General features: G+C 68.9%; 19 protein-coding genes. 11 read left to right on the top strand and 8 right to left on the bottom strand.

Annotated features, from left to right (window positions below):
• Positions 1 to 32 precede the first annotated feature (32 nt).
• From ACRCUN_RS20395 to ACRCUN_RS20370, 6 genes are all read left to right on the top strand, one after another.
• On the top strand, positions 33 to 1,025 hold the full coding sequence (locus tag ACRCUN_RS20395) for a helix-turn-helix transcriptional regulator (RefSeq protein WP_462143438.1): 993 nt from the start codon (positions 33 to 35) through the stop codon (positions 1,023 to 1,025).
• Between the two features lie 34 nt (positions 1,026 to 1,059).
• Positions 1,060 to 2,016 carry a helix-turn-helix transcriptional regulator gene (locus tag ACRCUN_RS20390; protein WP_462143437.1) on the top strand — a complete coding sequence of 319 codons (957 nt, stop codon included), beginning with the start codon at positions 1,060 to 1,062 and terminating at the stop codon, positions 2,014 to 2,016.
• A 30-nt stretch (positions 2,017 to 2,046) separates the two neighbouring features.
• Positions 2,047 to 2,292: a Sec-independent protein translocase subunit TatA gene (gene tatA, locus ACRCUN_RS20385; RefSeq protein ID WP_067852877.1), complete on the top strand. Its 246-nt coding sequence runs from the start codon at positions 2,047 to 2,049 to the stop codon at positions 2,290 to 2,292.
• A 77-nt stretch (positions 2,293 to 2,369) separates the two neighbouring features.
• The gene (gene tatC, locus ACRCUN_RS20380) at positions 2,370 to 3,317 is read left to right on the top strand and encodes a twin-arginine translocase subunit TatC (RefSeq protein WP_462143436.1); all 948 of its coding nucleotides are present in this window, start codon (positions 2,370 to 2,372) and stop codon (positions 3,315 to 3,317) included.
• Positions 3,307 to 6,087 carry a DEAD/DEAH box helicase gene (locus ACRCUN_RS20375; protein WP_462143435.1) on the top strand — a complete coding sequence of 927 codons (2,781 nt, stop codon included), beginning with the start codon at positions 3,307 to 3,309 and terminating at the stop codon, positions 6,085 to 6,087. Before tatC ends, ACRCUN_RS20375 begins: the two co-directional genes overlap by 11 nt.
• 41 nt (positions 6,088 to 6,128) lie before the next feature.
• On the top strand, positions 6,129 to 6,929 hold the full coding sequence (locus tag ACRCUN_RS20370) for a DUF4333 domain-containing protein (RefSeq protein ID WP_462143434.1): 801 nt from the start codon (positions 6,129 to 6,131) through the stop codon (positions 6,927 to 6,929).
• 3 nt (positions 6,930 to 6,932) lie between these two features.
• Here the strand turns inward: ACRCUN_RS20370 and ACRCUN_RS20365 are convergent, their stop codons facing one another.
• Positions 6,933 to 7,889: a 5'-3' exonuclease gene (locus tag ACRCUN_RS20365; protein ID WP_462143433.1), complete on the bottom strand. Its 957-nt coding sequence runs from the start codon at positions 7,887 to 7,889 to the stop codon at positions 6,933 to 6,935.
• The gene (locus ACRCUN_RS20360; RefSeq protein WP_462143432.1) at positions 7,886 to 8,737 is read right to left on the bottom strand and encodes a hypothetical protein; all 852 of its coding nucleotides are present in this window, start codon (positions 8,735 to 8,737) and stop codon (positions 7,886 to 7,888) included. Before ACRCUN_RS20360 ends, ACRCUN_RS20365 begins: the two co-directional genes overlap by 4 nt.
• Positions 8,738 to 8,779: 42 nt before the next feature.
• Between ACRCUN_RS20360 and ACRCUN_RS20355 the strand changes: the two genes are divergently transcribed.
• Positions 8,780 to 9,907, top strand: coding sequence for a M24 family metallopeptidase (locus ACRCUN_RS20355; protein WP_462143431.1), 1,128 nt, complete (start codon positions 8,780 to 8,782; stop codon positions 9,905 to 9,907).
• Positions 9,908 to 9,924: 17 nt separating this feature from the next.
• On the opposite strand, the gene ACRCUN_RS20350 is transcribed toward ACRCUN_RS20355, so the two are convergent.
• A complete protein-coding gene (locus ACRCUN_RS20350; RefSeq protein WP_067852867.1) occupies positions 9,925 to 10,338 on the bottom strand; it encodes a F420-dependent biliverdin reductase in 414 nt (137 codons plus the stop codon).
• A gap of 35 nt (positions 10,339 to 10,373) precedes the next feature.
• Between ACRCUN_RS20350 and ACRCUN_RS20345 the strand changes: the two genes are divergently transcribed.
• From ACRCUN_RS20345 to ACRCUN_RS20330, 4 genes are read left to right on the top strand one after another with little or no spacing between them, the layout of a single operon-like run.
• The gene (locus ACRCUN_RS20345) at positions 10,374 to 11,132 is read left to right on the top strand and encodes a decaprenylphospho-beta-D-erythro-pentofuranosid-2-ulose 2-reductase (protein ID WP_462143430.1); all 759 of its coding nucleotides are present in this window, start codon (positions 10,374 to 10,376) and stop codon (positions 11,130 to 11,132) included.
• Positions 11,129 to 12,307, top strand: coding sequence for a precorrin-6y C5,15-methyltransferase (decarboxylating) subunit CbiE (gene cbiE / locus ACRCUN_RS20340; protein ID WP_462143429.1), 1,179 nt, complete (start codon positions 11,129 to 11,131; stop codon positions 12,305 to 12,307). Before ACRCUN_RS20345 ends, cbiE begins: the two co-directional genes overlap by 4 nt.
• On the top strand, positions 12,304 to 13,059 hold the full coding sequence (cobM, locus tag ACRCUN_RS20335; RefSeq protein WP_462143508.1) for a precorrin-4 C(11)-methyltransferase: 756 nt from the start codon (positions 12,304 to 12,306) through the stop codon (positions 13,057 to 13,059). The genes cbiE and cobM overlap by 4 nt, the downstream gene beginning before the upstream one ends.
• A 6-nt stretch (positions 13,060 to 13,065) precedes the next feature.
• A complete protein-coding gene (locus tag ACRCUN_RS20330) occupies positions 13,066 to 13,791 on the top strand; it encodes a cobalt-precorrin-6A reductase (protein WP_462143428.1) in 726 nt (241 codons plus the stop codon).
• On the opposite strand, the gene ACRCUN_RS20325 is transcribed toward ACRCUN_RS20330, so the two are convergent.
• The 5 genes from ACRCUN_RS20325 to cobG form a co-directional block, all read right to left on the bottom strand.
• On the bottom strand, positions 13,775 to 14,842 hold the full coding sequence (locus ACRCUN_RS20325) for a phosphotransferase family protein (RefSeq protein ID WP_462143507.1): 1,068 nt from the start codon (positions 14,840 to 14,842) through the stop codon (positions 13,775 to 13,777). The two genes, ACRCUN_RS20330 and ACRCUN_RS20325, sit on opposite strands and share 17 nt — an antisense overlap.
• Positions 14,839 to 15,468 carry a TetR/AcrR family transcriptional regulator gene (locus ACRCUN_RS20320; RefSeq protein ID WP_462143427.1) on the bottom strand — a complete coding sequence of 210 codons (630 nt, stop codon included), beginning with the start codon at positions 15,466 to 15,468 and terminating at the stop codon, positions 14,839 to 14,841. The genes ACRCUN_RS20325 and ACRCUN_RS20320 overlap by 4 nt, the downstream gene beginning before the upstream one ends.
• Positions 15,469 to 15,564: 96 nt before the next feature.
• Complete coding sequence (locus ACRCUN_RS20315) at positions 15,565 to 17,061, bottom strand: precorrin-2 C(20)-methyltransferase (protein WP_462143426.1); 1,497 nt, start codon at positions 17,059 to 17,061, stop codon at positions 15,565 to 15,567.
• Positions 17,058 to 17,684 carry a precorrin-8X methylmutase gene (locus tag ACRCUN_RS20310; protein WP_462143425.1) on the bottom strand — a complete coding sequence of 209 codons (627 nt, stop codon included), beginning with the start codon at positions 17,682 to 17,684 and terminating at the stop codon, positions 17,058 to 17,060. The genes ACRCUN_RS20315 and ACRCUN_RS20310 overlap by 4 nt, the downstream gene beginning before the upstream one ends.
• A 9-nt stretch (positions 17,685 to 17,693) precedes the next feature.
• The gene (gene cobG, locus ACRCUN_RS20305; protein WP_462143424.1) at positions 17,694 to 18,833 is read right to left on the bottom strand and encodes a precorrin-3B synthase; all 1,140 of its coding nucleotides are present in this window, start codon (positions 18,831 to 18,833) and stop codon (positions 17,694 to 17,696) included.

Genomic DNA, 18,833 nt, shown 5'->3' with positions numbered 1-18,833 from the left:
TTGCGGACAACCGACGCCCTAAGCTGTTGCGAGTGGCGGTCTCCAAAGTCGAGCGGTTGATGAACCTCGTGATCGCACTGCTGTCCACCCGGACCTTCCTGCCCGCCGAGAAAATCCGGACGAGTGTCGCGGGCTACGCCGACAGTCCCAGCGACGAGGCGTTCTCCCGGATGTTCGAGCGCGACAAGAACGAACTGCGCGATCTGGGCATCCCGCTCGAGACCGGACGGGTGTCGAAGTTCGACCCGACCGAGGGCTATCGCATCAACCGGGACTCGTACGCGCTTCCGCCCGTGCAGCTGACCGCCGACGAGGCCGCCGCGGTGGCCGTCGCGACCCAGTTGTGGCAGTCGCCCGAACTGGTCACCGCAACCCAGGGCGCACTGCTCAAGTTGCGGGCCGCCGGGGTAGACGTCGACGCCGACGACGCCGGGGTCGCCATCGCATCGACAGCGACCCTTCCCGGGCTGCGCGGCTCCGAGGAGGTGTTGCGAATCCTGTTGTCGGCCATCGATTCCGGCCGCGCCGTCCAGTTCGAACACCGCCCGATGCGCAGCGCCGGGTACACGACGCGAAACGTCGAACCGTGGGGCATCGTCACGCACCGCGGCCGGTGGTACCTCGTCGGGCATGACCGCGACCGCGACGACACCCGCACGTTCCGGCTGTCCCGCATCGACTCCGGGGTCAGGCCGGTCGGTCCCGCCGGTGCCGTGAGCAAACCCGACGGCGTGAATCTTCGCGAAATCGTCAGCCGGGTCGTCGCCGAGTTGCCGACCGGGGAACAGGCCAGGGTGTGGATCGCCGGAGGCCGTGCGACCGCGTTGCGCCGTCAGGCCGTTGCGTCCGCACCACGGACGCTGGGCGGGCGTGCGGGCGAGGAGATCACCGTCGATCTCGGGATGTCGGACCGGCTGGCCCGCGAGATCGCCAGTTACGGTGCGGATGCGGTGGCGCTCGAACCGCAATCCTTGCGTGACGAGGTGGTGGCGCGGTTGCGGGCGCAGGCAGGAGGCGGCCGATAATGAGGGTCAGCGAGGAGCCGGAGGCGGATCGCGCATGAGTCAGGTGTCGACACGGTTGGTTCGGCTGCTCAACATGGTGCCGTACTTCCAGGCGAATCCGAAGGTGACGCGGGCCGAGGCCGCGGCGGCGTTGGGCGTATCGGACAAACAGCTCGACGCAGACCTGGACCAGCTCTGGATGTGCGGCCTCCCCGGTTACAGCCCCGGCGATCTCATCGATTTCGACTTCGTCGGCGACACGATCGAGGTGACGTTCTCGGCGGGTGTCGACCATCCGCTGCGGCTCACGTCGACGGAAGCCACCGGCGTCCTGGTCGCGCTGCGGGCCCTGGTCGACGTGCCCGGCATGGTCGACCCAGAGGCCGCTCGCAGCGCGATCGCCAAGATCGAGTCCGCCGCGGGCAGCCAGCGGGCCGCGGTCGAGGAGTCCATTCCGGAGGAATCCGGTGCGGCCGCTGCCGTGCGGGCAGCGGTGCGCGACGGTCGCGCGGTGACGCTGGAGTACTACTCGGCCTCGCGTGATTCGCTCACGAGCCGCACGGTCGATCCGATCCGCGTCGTGCTGGTCGGGGACAACAGCTACCTGGAGGCGTGGTGTCGCAGCGCCGAGGCGGTGCGGCTGTTCCGGCTCGACCGGATCGTCGATGCCCACCTGCTCGACGATCCGGCGGCGCCGCCACCGCCCGCGGTACAGGCCGGCCCGGATACCTCGTTGTTCGACGCCGATCCGGCGCTGCCCGCGGCGACACTGCTGATCGAGCCTTCGGCGGCGTGGATGTTCGACTACTACCCGCTGCGCGTGGTCACCGAATTGCCCGACGGCGCCTGTGAGGCCGCGATGACCTATGCCTCCGAGGAGTGGATGGCGCGATTCGTCCTCGGGTTCGGCTCGGCGGTGCGGGTCCTGGCCCCCGACTCGTTGGCGCAACGGGTCCGGCACTCGGCCGCGGAGGCCTTGCGCGCCTACGACGCCGAGGCCGGACACGGGTAGACTCGCGGCAGACGTCTGGAGGTAACCAAATTGGGTGGTCTACAACCCTGGCACTGGGTCATTGTCATCGCGGTGTTCGTGCTGCTCTTCGGCGCCAAGAAGCTGCCGGACGCGGCTCGCTCACTCGGCAAGTCGATGCGGATCTTCAAGTCCGAGATCAAGGAGATGCAGTCCGAGTCCAAGGCGGAGGAGGCTGCGCCCGCCAAGCCGATCACCTCCGAGCGAGTCGAGACGCCTGCTCCCGAGCAGCAGTCCCCGGACCGCCACACGGCCTGACTCGGCCGACATCCTGACCGCGGTCACCGGCCGCGTCGTGAGGCTGCGTCTCCCACAGGCCTGGTGAAGCAACACACGTGCAGACCCCCGGTATCTTCAAGAAGTTCGATCCCCGCCATCGCCGTTCGCGGGTCAACCCCGACGGCACCATGTCGCTGGTCGACCACCTCCATGAACTCCGCAACCGACTGTTGATCGCGGTCGCCGCGATCGTCGTCACCACGATCTTCGGGTTCCTGTGGTACACCCACGGCATCTTCGGGTTCCACAGCCTCGGTGAATGGCTGCGTGGCCCGTATTGCGCGCTGCCCGAGTCGGCACGCGCCAGCATCACGCCCGACGGGGAGTGCCGCCTGCTGGCCACCGCGCCGTTCGACCAGTTCATGCTGCGCCTCAAGGTGGCCATGGCGGCCGGGGTGGTGCTGGCCTGTCCGGTATGGCTCTACCAGCTGTGGGCGTTCATCACGCCGGGCCTGTACAAGAAAGAACGCCGGTTCGCGATGGTGTTCGTCGGCTTCGGCGCCGTTCTGTTCATCGCGGGCGCCGTGCTGGCCTACGTCGTGCTGGCCACCGCGCTGGGCTTCCTGCTGACGGTCGGCAGCGACGTCCAGGTCACTGCGCTCTCGGGCGACAAGTACTTCGGGTTCCTGATCAACCTGCTGCTGGTGTTCGGCATCAGCTTCGAATTCCCGCTGCTGATCATCATGCTCAACCTGGTCGGCATGCTCACCTACGAGCGGCTCAAGGCGTGGCGGCGCGGCCTGATCTTCGGCCTGTTCGTGTTCGCGGCGTTCGCGACCCCCGGCTCCGACCCGTTCACGATGCTCGCGTTGGCGTGCGCGCTCACCGTGCTGTTGGAGTTCGCCATCCAGGTGGCCCGGTTCAACGACAAGCGCAAGGCTAGGCGCGAGGCGCTCGAAGTACCCGAGGACGAGGCGGCGCCCATCGGCGAAGCCGAGCCGATCGAGGCGCCGAGTCCGGTCTCCGCACCGTCTCGGCTCACGGTCGACGAAGATGCCACCTGACGTGGATGTCGGGTCGCGTGGCGAACTGGGCCGGGAATTGGCTGCGTTCACCGCGCAGCTGCCGTTCGCCCTCGACGGTTTTCAACTGCGTGCCTGTAAGGCGCTGGAGAACGGGCACGGGGTCCTGGTGTGCGCACCCACCGGCGCGGGCAAGACGGTGGTCGGCGAATTCGCCGTGCACCTGGCATTGGCGGCCGGCCGCAAGTGTTTCTACACCACACCGATCAAGGCGCTGAGCAACCAGAAACACAACGATCTCGTCGCGCGCTACGGTGCGGAGAAGATCGGGTTGCTCACCGGTGACCAGTCGATCAACGGCGACGCCGACGTGGTGGTCATGACCACCGAAGTGCTGCGCAACATGCTGTACGCCAATTCACAGGCGCTGTACGGGCTTTCCCATGTGGTCATGGACGAGGTGCACTTCCTCGCCGACCGCATGCGGGGCGCGGTGTGGGAAGAGGTCATCCTGCATCTGCCCGAGGATGTGCGGCTGGTGAGCCTGTCGGCCACCGTGAGCAACGCCGAGGAATTCGGCGGCTGGATCCAGACCGTGCGCGGTGACACCACCGTCGTCGTCGACGAGCACCGCCCGGTTCCGCTCTCGCAGCACATGCTGGTCGGTAAGCGGCTCTTCGACTTGTTCGAGGGCAGCGACAGCATGCTGGTCGACCCGAATCTGTTGCGCCACATCAGCCATCGCCGGGAGGCTGACCGACTCGCCGACTGGCAGCCCCGCGGGCGCGGCCGCGCGCGGCCACCGCAGCTCTATCGCCCACCGGGCCGGCCGGATGTGATCGGCAGCCTCGACGCCGCGGGCCTACTGCCCGCCATCACGTTCGTGTTCTCGCGCGCCGGGTGCGACGCCGCGGTCAAACAGTGCCTACGTTCGCCGCTGCGGTTGACGACCCAGGAGGAACGGGCGGCCATCGCCGCGGTGGTCGACCGCCGTTGTGCCGATCTCGCCGAAGCCGATCTGATCGTGCTGGACTATCACCAATGGCGCGAAGGGCTCTTGCGCGGTCTCGCCGCCCATCACGCCGGCATGCTGCCCGTCTTCCGGCACACCGTCGAGGAGTTGTTCACCGCGGGTCTGGTGAAGGCCGTGTTCGCCACGGAGACACTGGCATTGGGCATCAACATGCCGGCCCGCACGGTTGTGCTCGAGCGGCTGGTGAAGTTCAACGGCGAACAGCATGTGCCGTTGACACCGGGGGAGTACACGCAGCTCACCGGCCGGGCCGGCCGGCGCGGCATCGACGTCGAGGGTCACGCGGTCGTGCTGTGGCGCCCCGACGACAGCACCGCCGAACCGGCCGAGGTCGCCGGCCTGGCCTCGACCCGCACGTTCCCGCTGCGCAGCTCGTTTGCGCCGAGCTACAACATGACGATCAACCTCGTCCAGCAGATGGGCCAAGAGCAGGCGCATGCACTGCTCGAGCGGTCGTTCGCGCAATACCAGGCCGACCGATCCGTGGTGGGTCTCGTGCGCGGCATCAGCCGCGGCGAGCGGATGCTCGCCGAGATCGCCGCCGAACTCGGCGGCGCCGACGAACGCTCGCGCGACCAGCATTGGATCGAGCCGCCCATTCTCGACTACGCGCGGTTACGCGCCAAGATCGCCGAGCGCGAACGCGCTCAGTCGAGGGCATCGCGACTGCAACGGCGTAAGGCCGCCAACGATGCGCTGGCCGATCTGCGCCGCGGTGACATCATCACCATCACGCACGGTCGTCGCGGCGGGCTGGCCGTTGTGCTCGAACCCGACCGCGACAGTGACGACCCGCGACCGCTTGTGCTGACCGAACACCGTTGGGCAGGCCGTATTTCGTCGGCGGACTACTCCGGAGCCTCCGCCCGGCTCGGCGCGATGACACTGCCCAAACGCGTCGAGCATCGTCAGCCTCGAGTGCGCCGCGACCTCGCGTCGGCGCTGCGATCGGCGGCCGCCGGGCTGGACGTGCCGTCGAACAAATCACGCCGTGGCGCGCCCGAGCGTGACGTCGACCCCGAACTCGCGGGCCTGCGCGAACAGTTGCGCCGCCACCCGGCCCAGCATTTGCCGGACCGCGACGATCTCGTCCGAGTCGCCGAGCGCTATCTACGGATCGAACGCGACAACGCCCAGATCCAGCAGAAGGTGGCGGCGGCGACGAACTCGCTGGCCCGCACGTTCGACCGAATCGTGGCGCTGCTGAGCGAACGCGGCTTCATCGAAGCCCATGGTGGTGAGCAGCGCGTGACCGACGCCGGCCGGTTGCTCGCCCGGATCTACAGCGAGAGCGACCTTCTGGTGGCCGAGTGTCTGCGCAACGGCGCGTGGGACGGGCTGCAGCCGGCCGAACTGGCAGGCGTGCTCTCGGCAGTGCTGTTCGAGTCGCGCGGCGATTCGCCAGGAGTCCCGCCCGGAGTCGACGCTCCCACAGCGGGTTTGCGCCGTGCGCTGGTCCAGACGCGGCGCTTGTCCGCGGATCTACGCGCCGACGAGCAGCGCCACCGCATCGCTCCGAGCCGCGAACCCGACGAGGGTTTCGTCGCGGCGATCTACCGCTGGGCCACGAGCGGTGACCTGGCAACCGCACTCGCGGCTTCGGACGTGGCCGGTTCGGGCTCGCCGTTGCCCGCAGGCGATTTCGTGCGGTGGTGTCGTCAGGTCCTCGATCTGCTCGACCAGGTGCGCAACGCGGCGCCCACACCCGCGCTGCGCAATACCGCGAAACGCGCCATCAACGATGTTCGACGCGGCGTCGTGGCTGTTGATGCGGGGTAGTGTGTGGCAACGGTGATAGCGAACTCAGATCAAGGAGAATCATGAGCGGACCGCAGGGATCTGATCCCTCGCAGCCGTGGCCCGGTCAGCAACCGGAGCCCGGCAGGGATCAGCCGTCGGGCGGCGAGGCGTGGCAACCGCCGGCCGGGGGCTCCGATGACCCGACCACCCACACTCCCGCGTGGCAGCCGCCCGCATACACCCAGCAACCGCAGCAGCAGTACCCGCAGTACCAGCAGCCGTCGCAGCAAGGGTACGGACAGCAGCCGCAGCAGCCGCAGTACCCGTCGACCGAGCAGTTCGGCCAGCAGCAGGGATACCCCGGCCAGTACGGCCAGCCGGGCCAAACCGGTCAACCGGGTCAGCCCGGCCAATACGGCCAGCCTGGTCAGTACGGCCAACCGGGCCAATACGGTCAGCAACCGCAGTACGGCCAGCCCGGGCAGTTCGGCCAGCCGGGTCAGTTCGGTCAGTACACCCCGCCCGGCGCCACCGAAGGTTCCAAGCGGTCGCTGGGTGTCATCGGCGGAATCGTCGGCGGTCTTGTCGCTCTCGTGATCATCGCCGTGGCGGTCACCGCGTTCTGGCTGCCCGGGTGGGCTGTCACGACCCAACTCGACATCAACAAGGCCCAGAGCGGCGTTCAGCAGATCCTCACCGACGAGACCAACGGTTACGGCGCCAAGAACGTCAAGGACGTCAAGTGCAACGACGGCGAGAACCCCACGGTGAAGAAGGGTGACACCTTCACGTGTGAGGTCAGCATCGACGGCACCAAGCGTCAGGTCACGGTCACGTTCCAGAACGACGACGGCACCTACGAGGTCGGCCGGCCCAAGTAGCCCTCAGCCGGGCAGTTGGTCCAGGGCCGTCTGCAGTCGGCTGATCGAGGAGCTCACACCGTATGCCGCGGCCAGCTCGGCGACCCTTCCCGGGTCGCCGGCGGCCAGCGGTAACACGTCCGTCGGGGTCGACAGCTTGACGGGCGCATCGGTGGCCACCCGCACCACGGGCTCGGCCGCCGCGATGTAGTCGGCGGCGGCGAGCAACTTCGTCCGATGTGCTTTCGACAGACTGGATTTCGGGTCGTCGGCGGCCGCCTGGATGGCGCTCAGCGAGCCGAAGCGGGCGAGCAGCGAGGCCGCGGTCTTCTCGCCGATCCCGGCAACGCCGGGCAGCCCGTCGGACGGATCGCCGCGTAGCAGCGCAAGCTCGGCGTACGCCGCACCGGCGCGGTCGATCGGCACGCCGTACTGCTCGGCCACTTCGCCGGGGCCGAACTTCGCGGCCTTGGCCAGGCCCCGCCCGATGTAGAGCACCCGCACCGGCGGCTTCGGGTCGTCGCGCACGAGCTGCAGCAGGTCGCGGTCGCCGCTGACCACCACGACGGGATCGTGTTGTTCGCGGGTGGCGAGCGTGCCCAGCACGTCGTCGGCCTCGAATCCCGCAGCGCCGGCCGTCGGGATGCCGAACGCATCCAGCAACTCCATGATTATGCCGACCTGAGGCGTGAGGTCGTCGGGAACCTCTTCGATGTCGGGCACCCCGTCCGGCTCCGGCTCGGCCACTCGGTGAGCCTTGTAGGACGGGATCAGCTCAACCCGCCACTGCGGCCGCCAGTCGTCGTCACGGCACACCACCAGGCGCGACGGCCGCTCCCGGCCGACCAGGGTGGCGATCGAGTCCAGAAAGCCGCGGACGGCGTTCACCGGCCGGCCGTCGGGCGCCTTGATCGACGAAGGCACGCCGAAGTACGAGCGGAACCACATGCTGGCGCCGTCGAGCAGCAGGACAGAGCTCAATTGATCCTCCGGAACAGGTAGGAGGCCGCGGTGACGGCCTTGCCGTCGGCGCCCTCGTCGTGGAGGGTCGCGCGAACGGCGATGGTGCCGTCAGCGCCGACCAGTGGCTGGGTGTCGACGCGGAACGGACCGGTCTTGCCGCGGGCCAGGAACATCACGTGCGACGAAACACCTTGCAGTGCATCGGTTTCTGCGACGCCGGCAGCGCTGTCCGACGCGGCGGTCTCCAGGATCACGAACTGCGGTCCGATATGCAGGGCGGCATCCGGTGAGGCTACTTCGACCGTCAACTCCGGCAGCGCCCAATGACCGTCGGGCCGCTTGTTGCCGCCGAACACCTGCCACAGCGGCGGCAGATCCGGCCCGTCGACGACGTCGATCGGATCGACCGGCATCTTCTGCAGACCGTCCGGCGGGCTGCCGATCGCCACGCCCTGACCTTCGGTGAGCGCGATGACGCGGTCGGGCCGATCGGCGTCGAAAATGACCGACCGGCTGTAGCCCATCTGCCTGCCGCGTCTGAGCACCTCCGAATCGACCCGGATGCGGCGGACATCGAGCCCGGGGTCGAGGATGTGGCACGAGTGGATCACCGGATTGGGCACCGCTTCGAGGTCGGACATCCCGCCGCCCTCGGGCGACGAGATGCCGAGGACCGCCAGGAGAAGTCCGCCGCTCGGGTTGCGCATGTCGCGCCGCAGGGTGACGGTGTCGTCGGCGGGGCCGAGATCCATCGACGAGTACGTACGGCCCAGATACCGGTAGCTCAGCAGCCCGCCCCAGCGCCGGCGCAGTTCGGCCGCATACGCATCGGGGTCGGCGGCGAGGTCGCGGATATCACGCAACATTCCAGCGACAGTAGCGGGTCGGCAGGGATTAGCCTCGATGCCATGACCCTCAGCCGATTCAGTACAGACGTCTACGCCAAGCGGCTCCGGATGGCCGCGGCCGCCACCGCCGACGCCGGCCTGGCCGGGCTGGTCATCACCCCTGGTTATGATCTGCGCTATCTGGTCGGCTCGCGGGCCCAGACGTTCGAACGGCTCACGGCTCTCGTGTTGCCCGCCGATGGGGACCCCACGATCGTGGTGCCGCGTCTGGAACTGGCCTCCCTCAAGGAGTCGGCGGTCACCGAACTCGGTGTCGCGGTGGCTGATTGGGTCGACGGTGACGACCCGTACCGGCTCGTGGCCGACGCACTCGGGGGCGGGCCCGCCGCGGTCGCGGTGACCGATTCCATGCCTGCGCTGCACCTGCTTCCGCTGGCAGAGATACTCGGCGTCGTACCCGTGCTCGCGACCGATGTGCTGCGACGGCTGCGCATGATCAAGGACGCCGCCGAAATCGACGCCCTACGTAAGGCGGGCGCGGCGATCGATCGAGTACACGCCAGGGTGCCCGAATTCCTCGTTCCGGGCCGCACCGAGGCCGACGTGGCCGCCGACATCGCCGAAGCGATTGTCGCCGAGGGGCATTCGGAGGTGGCGTTCATCATCGTCGGTTCCGGCCCGCACGGTGCCGATCCGCACCACGAATGTTCGGACCGCGAGCTGAAGAAGGGTGACATCGTCGTCGTCGACATCGGCGGTCCCTATGAGCCCGGCTACAACTCCGACTGCACCCGCACCTACAGCATCGGTGATCCCGACCCCGAGGTGGCGCGCCGCTACGCGGTCCTGCAGCGTGCTCAGGCGGCCGCCGTTTCCGCGGTGCGGCCCGGGGTGACCGCCGAGCAGGTCGACGCCGCGGCGCGGGACGTGCTCGCCGCCGAAGGGATGGCCGACGCGTTCGTGCACCGCACCGGGCACGGCATCGGCCTGTCGGTGCATGAGGAGCCCTACATCGTGGCGGGCAACGACCTGCCGCTCGAGGCAGGCATGGCGTTCAGCGTCGAGCCAGGTGTGTACTTCCCGGGGCAGTGGGGTGCGCGCATCGAGGACATCGTCATCGTGACCGAAGACGGGGCGCTGTCGGTCAACAACCAGTCGCACGATCTCGTCGTGGTGCCCGTGCGATAGGGTCCGGCCGGTTGATCTCAGGCAGGGCCGCGGTCGAGCAGTTCCGAGGAGCCCAGCACACGTTCGATACGGACCTCGATCACGACGCGCCGCGGATTGACTCGTGGGGTCCGGTAGCGCTGCGCGTAGCGCAGCTCGGCGTCACGTACCGCGTCGGCATCGGTGCTGACGGTGGACTTGCCCTCCAATGACAGCCATCGGGCGCCGTCAACCTGGCTGAGTACCGCGACGCCACGCTCGTGGGCGTTGACGGCCTTCTGAGATCCGCCGGTGGTGATGACCCTGGCGATATGCGTCTTGGGATCGAAGGTGAACCCGACGGCCACGACGTGCGGGGAATTGTCCGAGCGCAGTGTGGTCAGCATCGCGAGATGGCGTTCGGTGAGAAACGCCAGCGCGTCGTTGGTGAGCCGGGTGGTTGCCTTCGCCATCGATGTCCAAACTAGCGCAGGACATAATCGCTGCCATGAATGACACGGCTGACACGGATCGTCGTGTCGTGGTGATTTTCGGTGGCCGCAGCGAGATCGGCACCGAACTCGCAGTTCGGCTGGCCTCGGGGGCCACCGTGGTGCTCGCCGCCCGAGGCGCCGACCGGCTCGCCCAGCAGGTCGACGCGGTGCGCGGCGCGGGTGCCGCGGCCGTGCACACGTGCGAGTTCGACGCCGACGACGTCGGATCGCACGCGGGGCTCATCGACGCGATCGAGTCCGCGCACGGCCGGATCGACACCGCGGTGCTGGCGTTCGGGGTGCTCGGGGATCAGGCCAGGGCGGAGGCCGATGCCGCGCACGCGGTGGCCGTTGTCCACACCGACTACGTCGCCCAGGTCAGCCTGCTGACCGTGCTCGCGCAGCGCATGCGCGCCGCCGGACGCGGTCAGCTCGTGGTGTTCTCCTCGATCGCCGGAGCGCGGGTGCGCCGCGCCAACTATGTCTACGGGTCGGCCAAGGCCGGGCTCGACGGTTTCGCGTGTGGCCTGTCCGATGCGCTTCACGGCACCGGCGCGCAGCTCCTGATCGTGCGGCCGGGGTTCGTGATCGGGCGGATGACCGAGGGCATGGATCCGGCGCCGTTCTCCAGCACGCCGGCCCAGGTCGCCGATGCGGTCGCGAAGGCGCTTGCCCGCGGCAAGCGTGCGGTGTGGGTGCCGTGGGCCATCCGGCCGATGATCTTCCTGACGCGATTTGTGCCGCAGACGATCTGGCGGAGGATGCCCCGATGATCATCGTGGTGGGGATCGGGGCCGACGGCATGACCGGCTTGTCGGCGGCCGCGCGCGCGGAGTTGGCCAGAGCGAAGGTGATCTACGGGTCGCGACGGCAGCTAGAACTGCTCGACGACTCCGTGACGACAGACCGCCGGACCTGGCCGTCACCGATGCTGCCCGCGCTGCGCACGCTGTTGGACGGCGTCGACGGTGATGTTCACGTGGTGGCGAGCGGTGACCCCATGCTGCACGGCATCGGAAGCGTGCTCATCCGGATGTACGGTCCGCACGCAGTCGCCGTGCTGCCGCACGTGTCGAGCGTGACGCTGGCGTGCGCGCGGATGGGGTGGTCGGTGCAGGACACCGAGATCATCAGCCTGGTCACCGCCCTGCCGCACACGGCGGTGCGTCGCGGTGGCCAGGCGGTGGTGTTGTCGCGCGACAGCACCAGCCCGGCCGCCCTGGCGAAGTTGTTGTCCGAGTCCGGCCGTGGCGACTCGGAGCTGACGGTGCTCGAACAGCTCGGCGGGCCGAGGGAACTGCGCCGCTCGGCTTCCGCGCGTGAGTGGGCGATGCGCCCGCCGCGTGACGTCGACGCACTCAACGTCATGGCCGTTCGTTATCTGCCCGACGACCGGTTGCTGGCGACCCTGCCAGACGAGGTCTTCGACCACGACGGGCAGATCACGAAGCAGGCCATGCGCGCGGTCACCATGGCCGCGCTCGCGCCGCGCCCCGGGGAATTGTTGTGGGATGTCGGTGCCGGATCCGGCAGCGTCGCGATCGAGTGGTGCCGAAGCGGACCGGGGTGTCGCGCAATCGCATTCGAACGCGACGACGCACGGCGCAGCCGGATCACCCGCAATGTGGCCGCATTCGGGTCCAGGGTCGAGCTGCGGAACGGGGCACCTGCGGCCTTCGACGGCGCGGACCAGCCGGCCGCGGTCTTCATCGGCGGCGGCGTCACCCAGCCAGGTCTGGTCGACGCATGCTACGAGCGGCTGCCCACCGGCGGCAGGCTGGTGGTCAACGCTGTCACGGTTGAGTCAGAAGCGCTTGTCGCGCAATGGTATTCGAAGGAGGGTGGCGATTTGCGGCGGTATCAGCACTATCAGGGCGGCGCGATCGGTGGGTTCACCGCGTGGCGTCCGGCGCTGCCCGTGACGCAGTGGTCGGTGGTCAAGCCGTGACGGTGTACTTCATCGGTGCCGGACCGGGTGCCGCCGATCTCATCACCGTGCGCGGGCAGCGACTGCTCAGCACCTGCCCGGTATGCCTCTATGCGGGCTCGATCATGCCTGCCGACCTTCTCGAGCTCTGCCCGGCCGACGCGAAGGTGGTGGACACTGGGCCGCTGAACCTCGACCAGATCGTCGACGAACTGGTCGCGGCGGACCGCGCCGGTCTCGATGTCGCGCGTCTGCACTCCGGAGATCCGTCGATCTACAGCGCGCTGGCCGAACAATGCCGCAGGCTCGACGCACTGGGCATCGAGTACGAGATCGTGCCGGGCGTACCGGCTTTCGCGGCCGTCGCCGCGGTGCTCGGCCGCGAACTCACGGTTCCCGGTGTCGCGCAAACCGTCACGCTGAGCCGGGTCGCCACGTTGTCGACCGCGATGCCGGAGGGTGAGGACCTGCGCACGCTGTCGCGGCCGGGGGCGACGCTGGTGTTGCATCTGGCGGCAGCTCAGATCGATGCCATCGTGCCACAGCTCGTCGACGGCGGGTATCGGCCCGAAACTCCTTGTGCGGTGGTCGCCTTCGCCAGCTGGCCCGAGGAAACCGTCCTGCGGGGCACCCTGGCCGACATCGCCGACAAGATGCACGCCGCGCAGGTGACGCGCACGGCGGTGATCGTCGTCGGTGACGTGCTCGCCGCGGAGGGTTTCACGGACAGCTACCTGTATTCGTCGGACCGGCGCCGCGGCAGCAGGCACTGATCACCGATGAAGATCCTGCTGCTCGGTGGGACGGGGGAGGCGCGCGCGCTGGCCGCCGCGCTGCACCCCGACGTCGAGGTGATCAGCTCGCTGGCCGGACGCGTGCCCGATCCGGCGCTGCCGGTGGGCGAGGTCCGCATCGGCGGGTTCGGCGGCGTCGACGGGATGCGTCGTTGGCTGCTGGATTCCGCCGTCGACGGCGTCGTCGATGCCACGCATCCGTTCGCGGCGACCATCACCGCGCATGCGGCGCAGGTGTGCGCCGAGTTGCTGCTACCGCATCTGGTGCTGGCCCGGCCGGCCTGGCCGCCCGGGGACGCGATACTGGTGGGATCTGACACCGAGGCCGCGGATGTGGTTACGCGACGGCGATTTTCCCGGGTCTTTCTGACCACCGGGCGTTCGGGCACCGCGGCTTTCCGTGATGTGGACGCCTGGTTTCTGATCAGGGCCGTCACGAAGCCGGACGCCGAAACTCTGCCGGCCCGCCATCGGTTGGTGTTGTCCCGCGGGCCCTATCACTACGAGGGCGAGTTGGCGCTACTGCGCGAGCACGGCATCGACGCCCTGGTCACCAAGAACAGCGGCGGCGACATGACCCAGCCGAAGTTGCGGGCCGCGGCCACGGCCGGGGTTGCCGTGGTGATGGTTGACCGGCCTCCGCTGCCGGAGGGCGTGCGATCCGTGGCGACGGTCGACGAAGCGCAGACGTGGGTCAGAGGGCTGCGATGAGGTCGAGCGTGCCGAGTTCACGGATAGCCTGACACCCGCGTTCGGCCATCACCACCATCATGTCGTCACCGCGTTCGGTCGACGTCGCGAACGCACAACCCAAGACGGTGATCAGCGGAGCCTGCAGCATGCCCAATCGGTAATCGCTCCAGCACGTTTCGCGGTCGTATCCGGTGACGCCGTGACCGCGCAACGTGCGGTGGTATTCGTCGACCAGATCTGCTTCGACCGCCGCCCGGATCTCGGGCAGCAGGCTGGTCGCGGTGAAATACGACAGGTCGCGGGTGGGCAACCCGGAACCCAGCGTCTGCCAGTCGACGATGGTGATGCGCGTGCGGTCGGGGTCGAACAGCATGTTGTCGAGGCGGTAGTCGCCGTGCAACACCGCGAACCGGTCCGGTTCGGCCAGCAGCCACGGGGTCACCACGGCCATTGCGGCAGCCAGGGTTTCGCGATTCTCGGGGCTCATGCGATCACCCAGTTTGTCGAGGGTGATATCCGCGGCCATCTTTGCGACGTCGCCGAAACCCTTCGCCGAGTCCGGCTCGGGCTTGGGCATGGCGATGCCGGGGAAGTTCGCCCACTGCGGATCGCACCACGTCGGCCCGTGCAGGTCGGCCAGTGCCCGCACGGCGAGCGCGGCCTCATCGCGCGTGCAGCCGGCGATTTGATCGCCCTGAACGGCTGGCGCCATATCGGCCAGCAGCAGCACGAAATCGGCTCCCTCGGCGGCGATCTCACAGTGATGGCAGTGCGGTACCGGAATGCGCACGTGGCGTGCGACATTGGTGTAAAAGGCATGCTCGGAGCGGTATCCGATGGTCACGCGATCGCGCACGGTTTCGTCCTGCGAGGGCAGCTTGATCGCGAAACTCGCGGGCAAATCGGGGTTCTCGTCAGCGTAGGTGGCCGAAACCCGATAGGTGGCGCCGGTCTGACCGGTCCCGATCGGGGCGGTCGTGACCGAACTGACGTCGGCGCGCAGGACCGTCGACAGCCACGCAGCCGTCACATCGGCCGGTCGGCTCGGGATGGACACCGCCGCGGTCATCGTGCCGTATCCCGATCGTTCGTCGTACCGTAGATCGCGCCCATCCACATCGCCTCCGCACCTTCCAGCAGTTGTCGGCGCGTCAGCGGACCGCCGATGATGAGCCGCTCCAGCAGCCGGTCGTTGAACTCCATCAGCAGGCTCGCCAGCACCTGCGCATCCGTGCCGTCCGGGGCGCGGCCGCTCGCGCGTTCGGCGGCGATCACCGCAGCGACGGTGGGGACGAACGACTCACGAGCCTGGTCCCACATGTCTCGCACCGCGCGACTGACCCCGCGGGCCTCCAACATCGCGCGGAACAGGTAGCGGTGGTCTTCGGCGGTCCGGAGCACCGCGTCAAGCGTGTCGTGTATCCGGACCCGCGGCGGTGCCGTGGTGTCGGCGAGGATGTTGTTGGCCGCGAACAGCGCATCGTGCATGGGCTCGAGCAGGGCGGCCACCGCGGCCGCCTTGTTCTCGAAGTAGAAGTAGAAAGCCGATCGGCCGACCCCGGCCTGCCGCGCGACCTCGGCGATGTTGAGCGCGTCGAAGCCGGTCTGCATCAAGTGCTCGTTGAGAGCATCCAATATTGCGGTGCGGCGTTGGTCGCTGCGCTGAGGTTGGCGCCGATCGATCGGCGATCGCACCGATGCACCCTGCTGTGCCACGCGTCTCCCATTCGACTGGTGTGACGCCGGACACTAATCGGCTTTCTGACAGCAGTCAATAAAAATCGACGGCAGTCAGTCCGGATAGTTGCGTGGGGTGAACACGCGTTCCTCGGTCTTGCCGTCGGAGGTGTCGCTGTACCACTGCGTCTGGGAAGACCCGATGATCAACAGGCAGCGCATGTCGACCTCGGTGGGGTCCAGTTCGGCGAGCCGGACCACGCGGACGCTTTCGCCCGGTCCGGGCCGCGCACCCGAAACACTCCGTCCGATGATCACCGGCGTACTCGGATCGCGATAGGTCAACAGCATGTCGCGCATCGCGCCGACCTGCCACGTGCGGGTCTTCGACGCCGGGTTGTAGATGGCGAGCACCAGGTCGGCCTTGGCGGCTGCGGTCAGTCGGTCGACGATGACATCCCACGGCTTGAGCCGGTCGGACAACGAAATCACCGCATAGTCGTGCCCCAGCGGGGCGCCTGCCCGGCTGGCCACCGCCTGGGCGGCCGTCATCGCCGGAATCACCCGCACTTCGACGCCCGGCCATTGCTTTGCCTCCTCGAGCACCGCGGTGGCCATGGCGAACACGCCCGGATCGCCGGACGACACGACCGCGACCGCACGGCCCTGTTGAGCCAACGTGCACGCGAGCCGCGCGCGTTCGGGCTCATCGGTGTTGTCGCTGGGGTGGTGCCGTTGCCCGGGCCGCAGACCCACCCGGTCGAGATAGGGGCCGTAGCCGATCAGGTCCGTCGCGGCCGCGAGTTCGCGCCGGCTCTGCGGGGTCATCCAGTCGTAGTCACCGGGGCCGAGGCCGACGACGACCACGCTGCCCTCGGTCGCCGGGCGACGCCCGCCGCCCGGGATCATCGCCAGCGAGAAGTACGGCACCTTGGCGGCGTCGACCTCGCCCGCGGGTGTCACCCGCTCGCGCTGCGTGCTGGCCCGCTCGACGTAATAGGCCTCATCGAGCCGGCCCGTCGTCGAAAGTGCTTCGCGCACCCGGGTATAGGAGCGGCCCAGCTTGAGCACCACGGCGGCGTCGGTGTCGGCCAGCCGCCGTTTGAGCTCGTCCTCCGGCAGAGTGCCGGGCAAAATGGTCAGCACGTCATCGCCCTGCACGAGTGGCGTGCCGATGGCGGCAGACGCGGCGCTGACAGACGTCACGCCAGGCACGATCACGGCGTCGAATCGCTGCGTGAGCCGGGTGTGCATGTGCATGTACGAGCTGTAGAACAGCGGGTCGCCCTCGGCAAGCAACGCGACGTCGCGCCCGGCCTCGAGGTGGACCGCGATCCGCTCGGCGGCCTCGGTGTAGAAATCCTCCATCGCCCCGGCGTAGCCACCGGGATGGTCGGTGGTCTCGGTGGTGAGGGGATAGACGAGGTGCTCCTCGAGCTGCCCCGGCCGCAGGTAGCGCTCAGCGATGCTCCTGGCGATGCTGTGGCCGTGCCGGGCACTGTGGTAAGCGACGACATCGGCTTCGCCGATCAGCCGGGCGGCCTTGACCGTCACCAGCTCAGGATCGCCGGGCCCGAGACCGACGCCGTACAGCACTCCTCTTGAAGTCATTCCCGCTCACTCGCAATCGCGTTGACGGCGGCCGCGGCCATGGCGCTGCCTCCGCGCCGGCCGGTGACCACCAGGTAGGACATCCCACGGGGACGGTCGATCAACTCCTGCTTGGACTGCGCCGAGCCCACAAAGCCGACCGGCCCGCCGAGCACCGCGGCAGGCGTCGGCGCCCCGTCGTCGAGCAATTCCAGCAGCCGGAAAAGCGCCGTCGGCGCGTTGCCGATCGCCAGCACCGCACCGTCGAGCCGGTCCGCCCACAGATCGACCGCCGCGGCCGACCGGGTGCTGCCGAGCCGCGCTGCGAGCTCGGGCGCGCGGCTGTCGGCCACCAGCGAAACCACCTCGTTGTCGGCCGGCAGGCGCGATCGGGTGATACCGGCCGCCACCATCGACGAGTCACACAGGACCGGCGCGCCTGCGGCGAGCGCCGCGTACGTCCTGGTCACCACGTCGTCGGTATAGGCGACGTGCTCGGTGACGTCGACCTGACCGCAGGTATGGATCAGCCGTACCACCACGCGCGACACGTCGGCGGGGAATCGCGACAGCTCCGCCTCGTCGCGGATCGTCGCGAACGACTGCCGGTAGATCTCGGCGGCATCGCGGATGTAGTCGAGCACCCGCTAACCCTACGGGCTGCGCAGTCGGTATCCCTCCTCGGTTGCCACCAGCACCTCGCCGACGGGCGGGCTGCCGCAGGCGCGGTCGCACCCCACAAAGTGGCGGTGGACGTCGCGCCGTGGACCGGCGCCATCGGCCTGTGCGGAGTTACTCACCGCCTGCGCCGCGTCGGCGCGCACATCGGCGGCCGACTTCGCGCAGCCCGGGCTGCCGGTGCAGGCGCTGACGTCGAGCCATGGCGAGTTCTCGTCGAACACGAGTCCCATCGGGGCCAGCACCCGCAACGCCACGTCGGCGGTGCCCTCGTCGAGGTCGAACACCAGAACCGAGCGCCATGGCGTGATCGCCAGGGGAGCCTCGATGGCCGCCAGGAACTGCGCCTCCCGTGCGCCCAGCACGCCGAGCGGCAGCCCCGCCCCGAGTGCGATCCTGCCGTCGCGCTGCTCGATCCAGCCGACCGGCGGCTTCACGGTCGGTGGCCACCGGGTGCCGCCCGGCTCGGCGGCGGACAACCCCGCGAGCAACTCCGTCGTGTCATCGAGTTCTGTTGTACGCCAGGCTTTTCCGCGCGTCGCGACGAAGCGTAGTGCCACGTCGACCAGGGTCGGGACGGCCTCGGCGGTGGGTAGCCGCACCCCGGTATCGGTACCGGCGAGCAGCAGCGCGGCGGTATCGCCGTCGAGGACGTGTACGCCGACGTCGGCCCCGGATCCGGATACGTCACCGCGGCCGTCGTCGATGCTGAACCAGAACCGGCCGGGCAGTTCGGCGAGCACCGGTTGGGCCTGGATGGCCGAATCGAGTTCGCCGGCCAGGCCCCGGACGTCGGCAAGCCCGCCGACGCGGCCGGACAGCGGTGAGGCCACGATGTTGCGGACGCGCTCATGGGTCGGCGACGGCAACAACCCGGCGTCGGTCAGCGCGGCGGGGACGGCTTCGGTGTCGGTGAGGGCCCGGAGCTGAATGTTGCCTCGCGAGGTGAGTTCCATTGCGGGGGAGCCGAACTCGTTGGCCACCTCGGCCAGGGCCGCGAGTTGCGCGGCGGTGATCACGCCGCCGGCCAGCCGGATGCGCACCAGGGCGCCATCGGCGGCCTGGTGCACGGTCAGCGCGCCGGGGCAGGCGTCGTGGTCACGGGTCCGAGCCAT

Source organism: Mycobacterium venezuelense, from assembly GCF_054919535.1.
The sequence above is the reverse complement of the archived record's forward strand: the minus strand, read 5'-3'. Positions and strand labels throughout refer to the sequence as shown.

What these genes read in the sequence shown, in the direction of transcription:
- ACRCUN_RS20355 (WP_462143431.1), top strand. Translation starts at nt 8,780, where the DNA reads ATGACCCTCAGCCGATTCAGTACAGACGTCTACGCCAAGCGGCTCCGG.
- ACRCUN_RS20330 (WP_462143428.1), top strand. Translation starts at nt 13,066, where the DNA reads ATGAAGATCCTGCTGCTCGGTGGGACGGGGGAGGCGCGCGCGCTGGCC.
- cbiE (WP_462143429.1), top strand. Translation starts at nt 11,129, where the DNA reads ATGATCATCGTGGTGGGGATCGGGGCCGACGGCATGACCGGCTTGTCG.
- ACRCUN_RS20325 (WP_462143507.1), bottom strand. Translation starts at nt 14,842, where the DNA reads ATGACCGCGGCGGTGTCCATCCCGAGCCGACCGGCCGATGTGACGGCT.
- ACRCUN_RS20360 (WP_462143432.1), bottom strand. Translation starts at nt 8,737, where the DNA reads ATGTTGCGTGATATCCGCGACCTCGCCGCCGACCCCGATGCGTATGCG.
- cobG (WP_462143424.1), bottom strand. Translation starts at nt 18,833, where the DNA reads ATGGCTCGGACCCGTGACCACGACGCCTGCCCCGGCGCGCTGACCGTG.
- ACRCUN_RS20350 (WP_067852867.1), bottom strand. Translation starts at nt 10,338, where the DNA reads ATGGCGAAGGCAACCACCCGGCTCACCAACGACGCGCTGGCGTTTCTC.
- ACRCUN_RS20315 (WP_462143426.1), bottom strand. Translation starts at nt 17,061, where the DNA reads ATGACTTCAAGAGGAGTGCTGTACGGCGTCGGTCTCGGGCCCGGCGAT.
- ACRCUN_RS20390 (WP_462143437.1), top strand. Translation starts at nt 1,060, where the DNA reads ATGAGTCAGGTGTCGACACGGTTGGTTCGGCTGCTCAACATGGTGCCG.
- ACRCUN_RS20345 (WP_462143430.1), top strand. Translation starts at nt 10,374, where the DNA reads ATGAATGACACGGCTGACACGGATCGTCGTGTCGTGGTGATTTTCGGT.
- ACRCUN_RS20370 (WP_462143434.1), top strand. Translation starts at nt 6,129, where the DNA reads ATGAGCGGACCGCAGGGATCTGATCCCTCGCAGCCGTGGCCCGGTCAG.
- ACRCUN_RS20375 (WP_462143435.1), top strand. Translation starts at nt 3,307, where the DNA reads ATGCCACCTGACGTGGATGTCGGGTCGCGTGGCGAACTGGGCCGGGAA.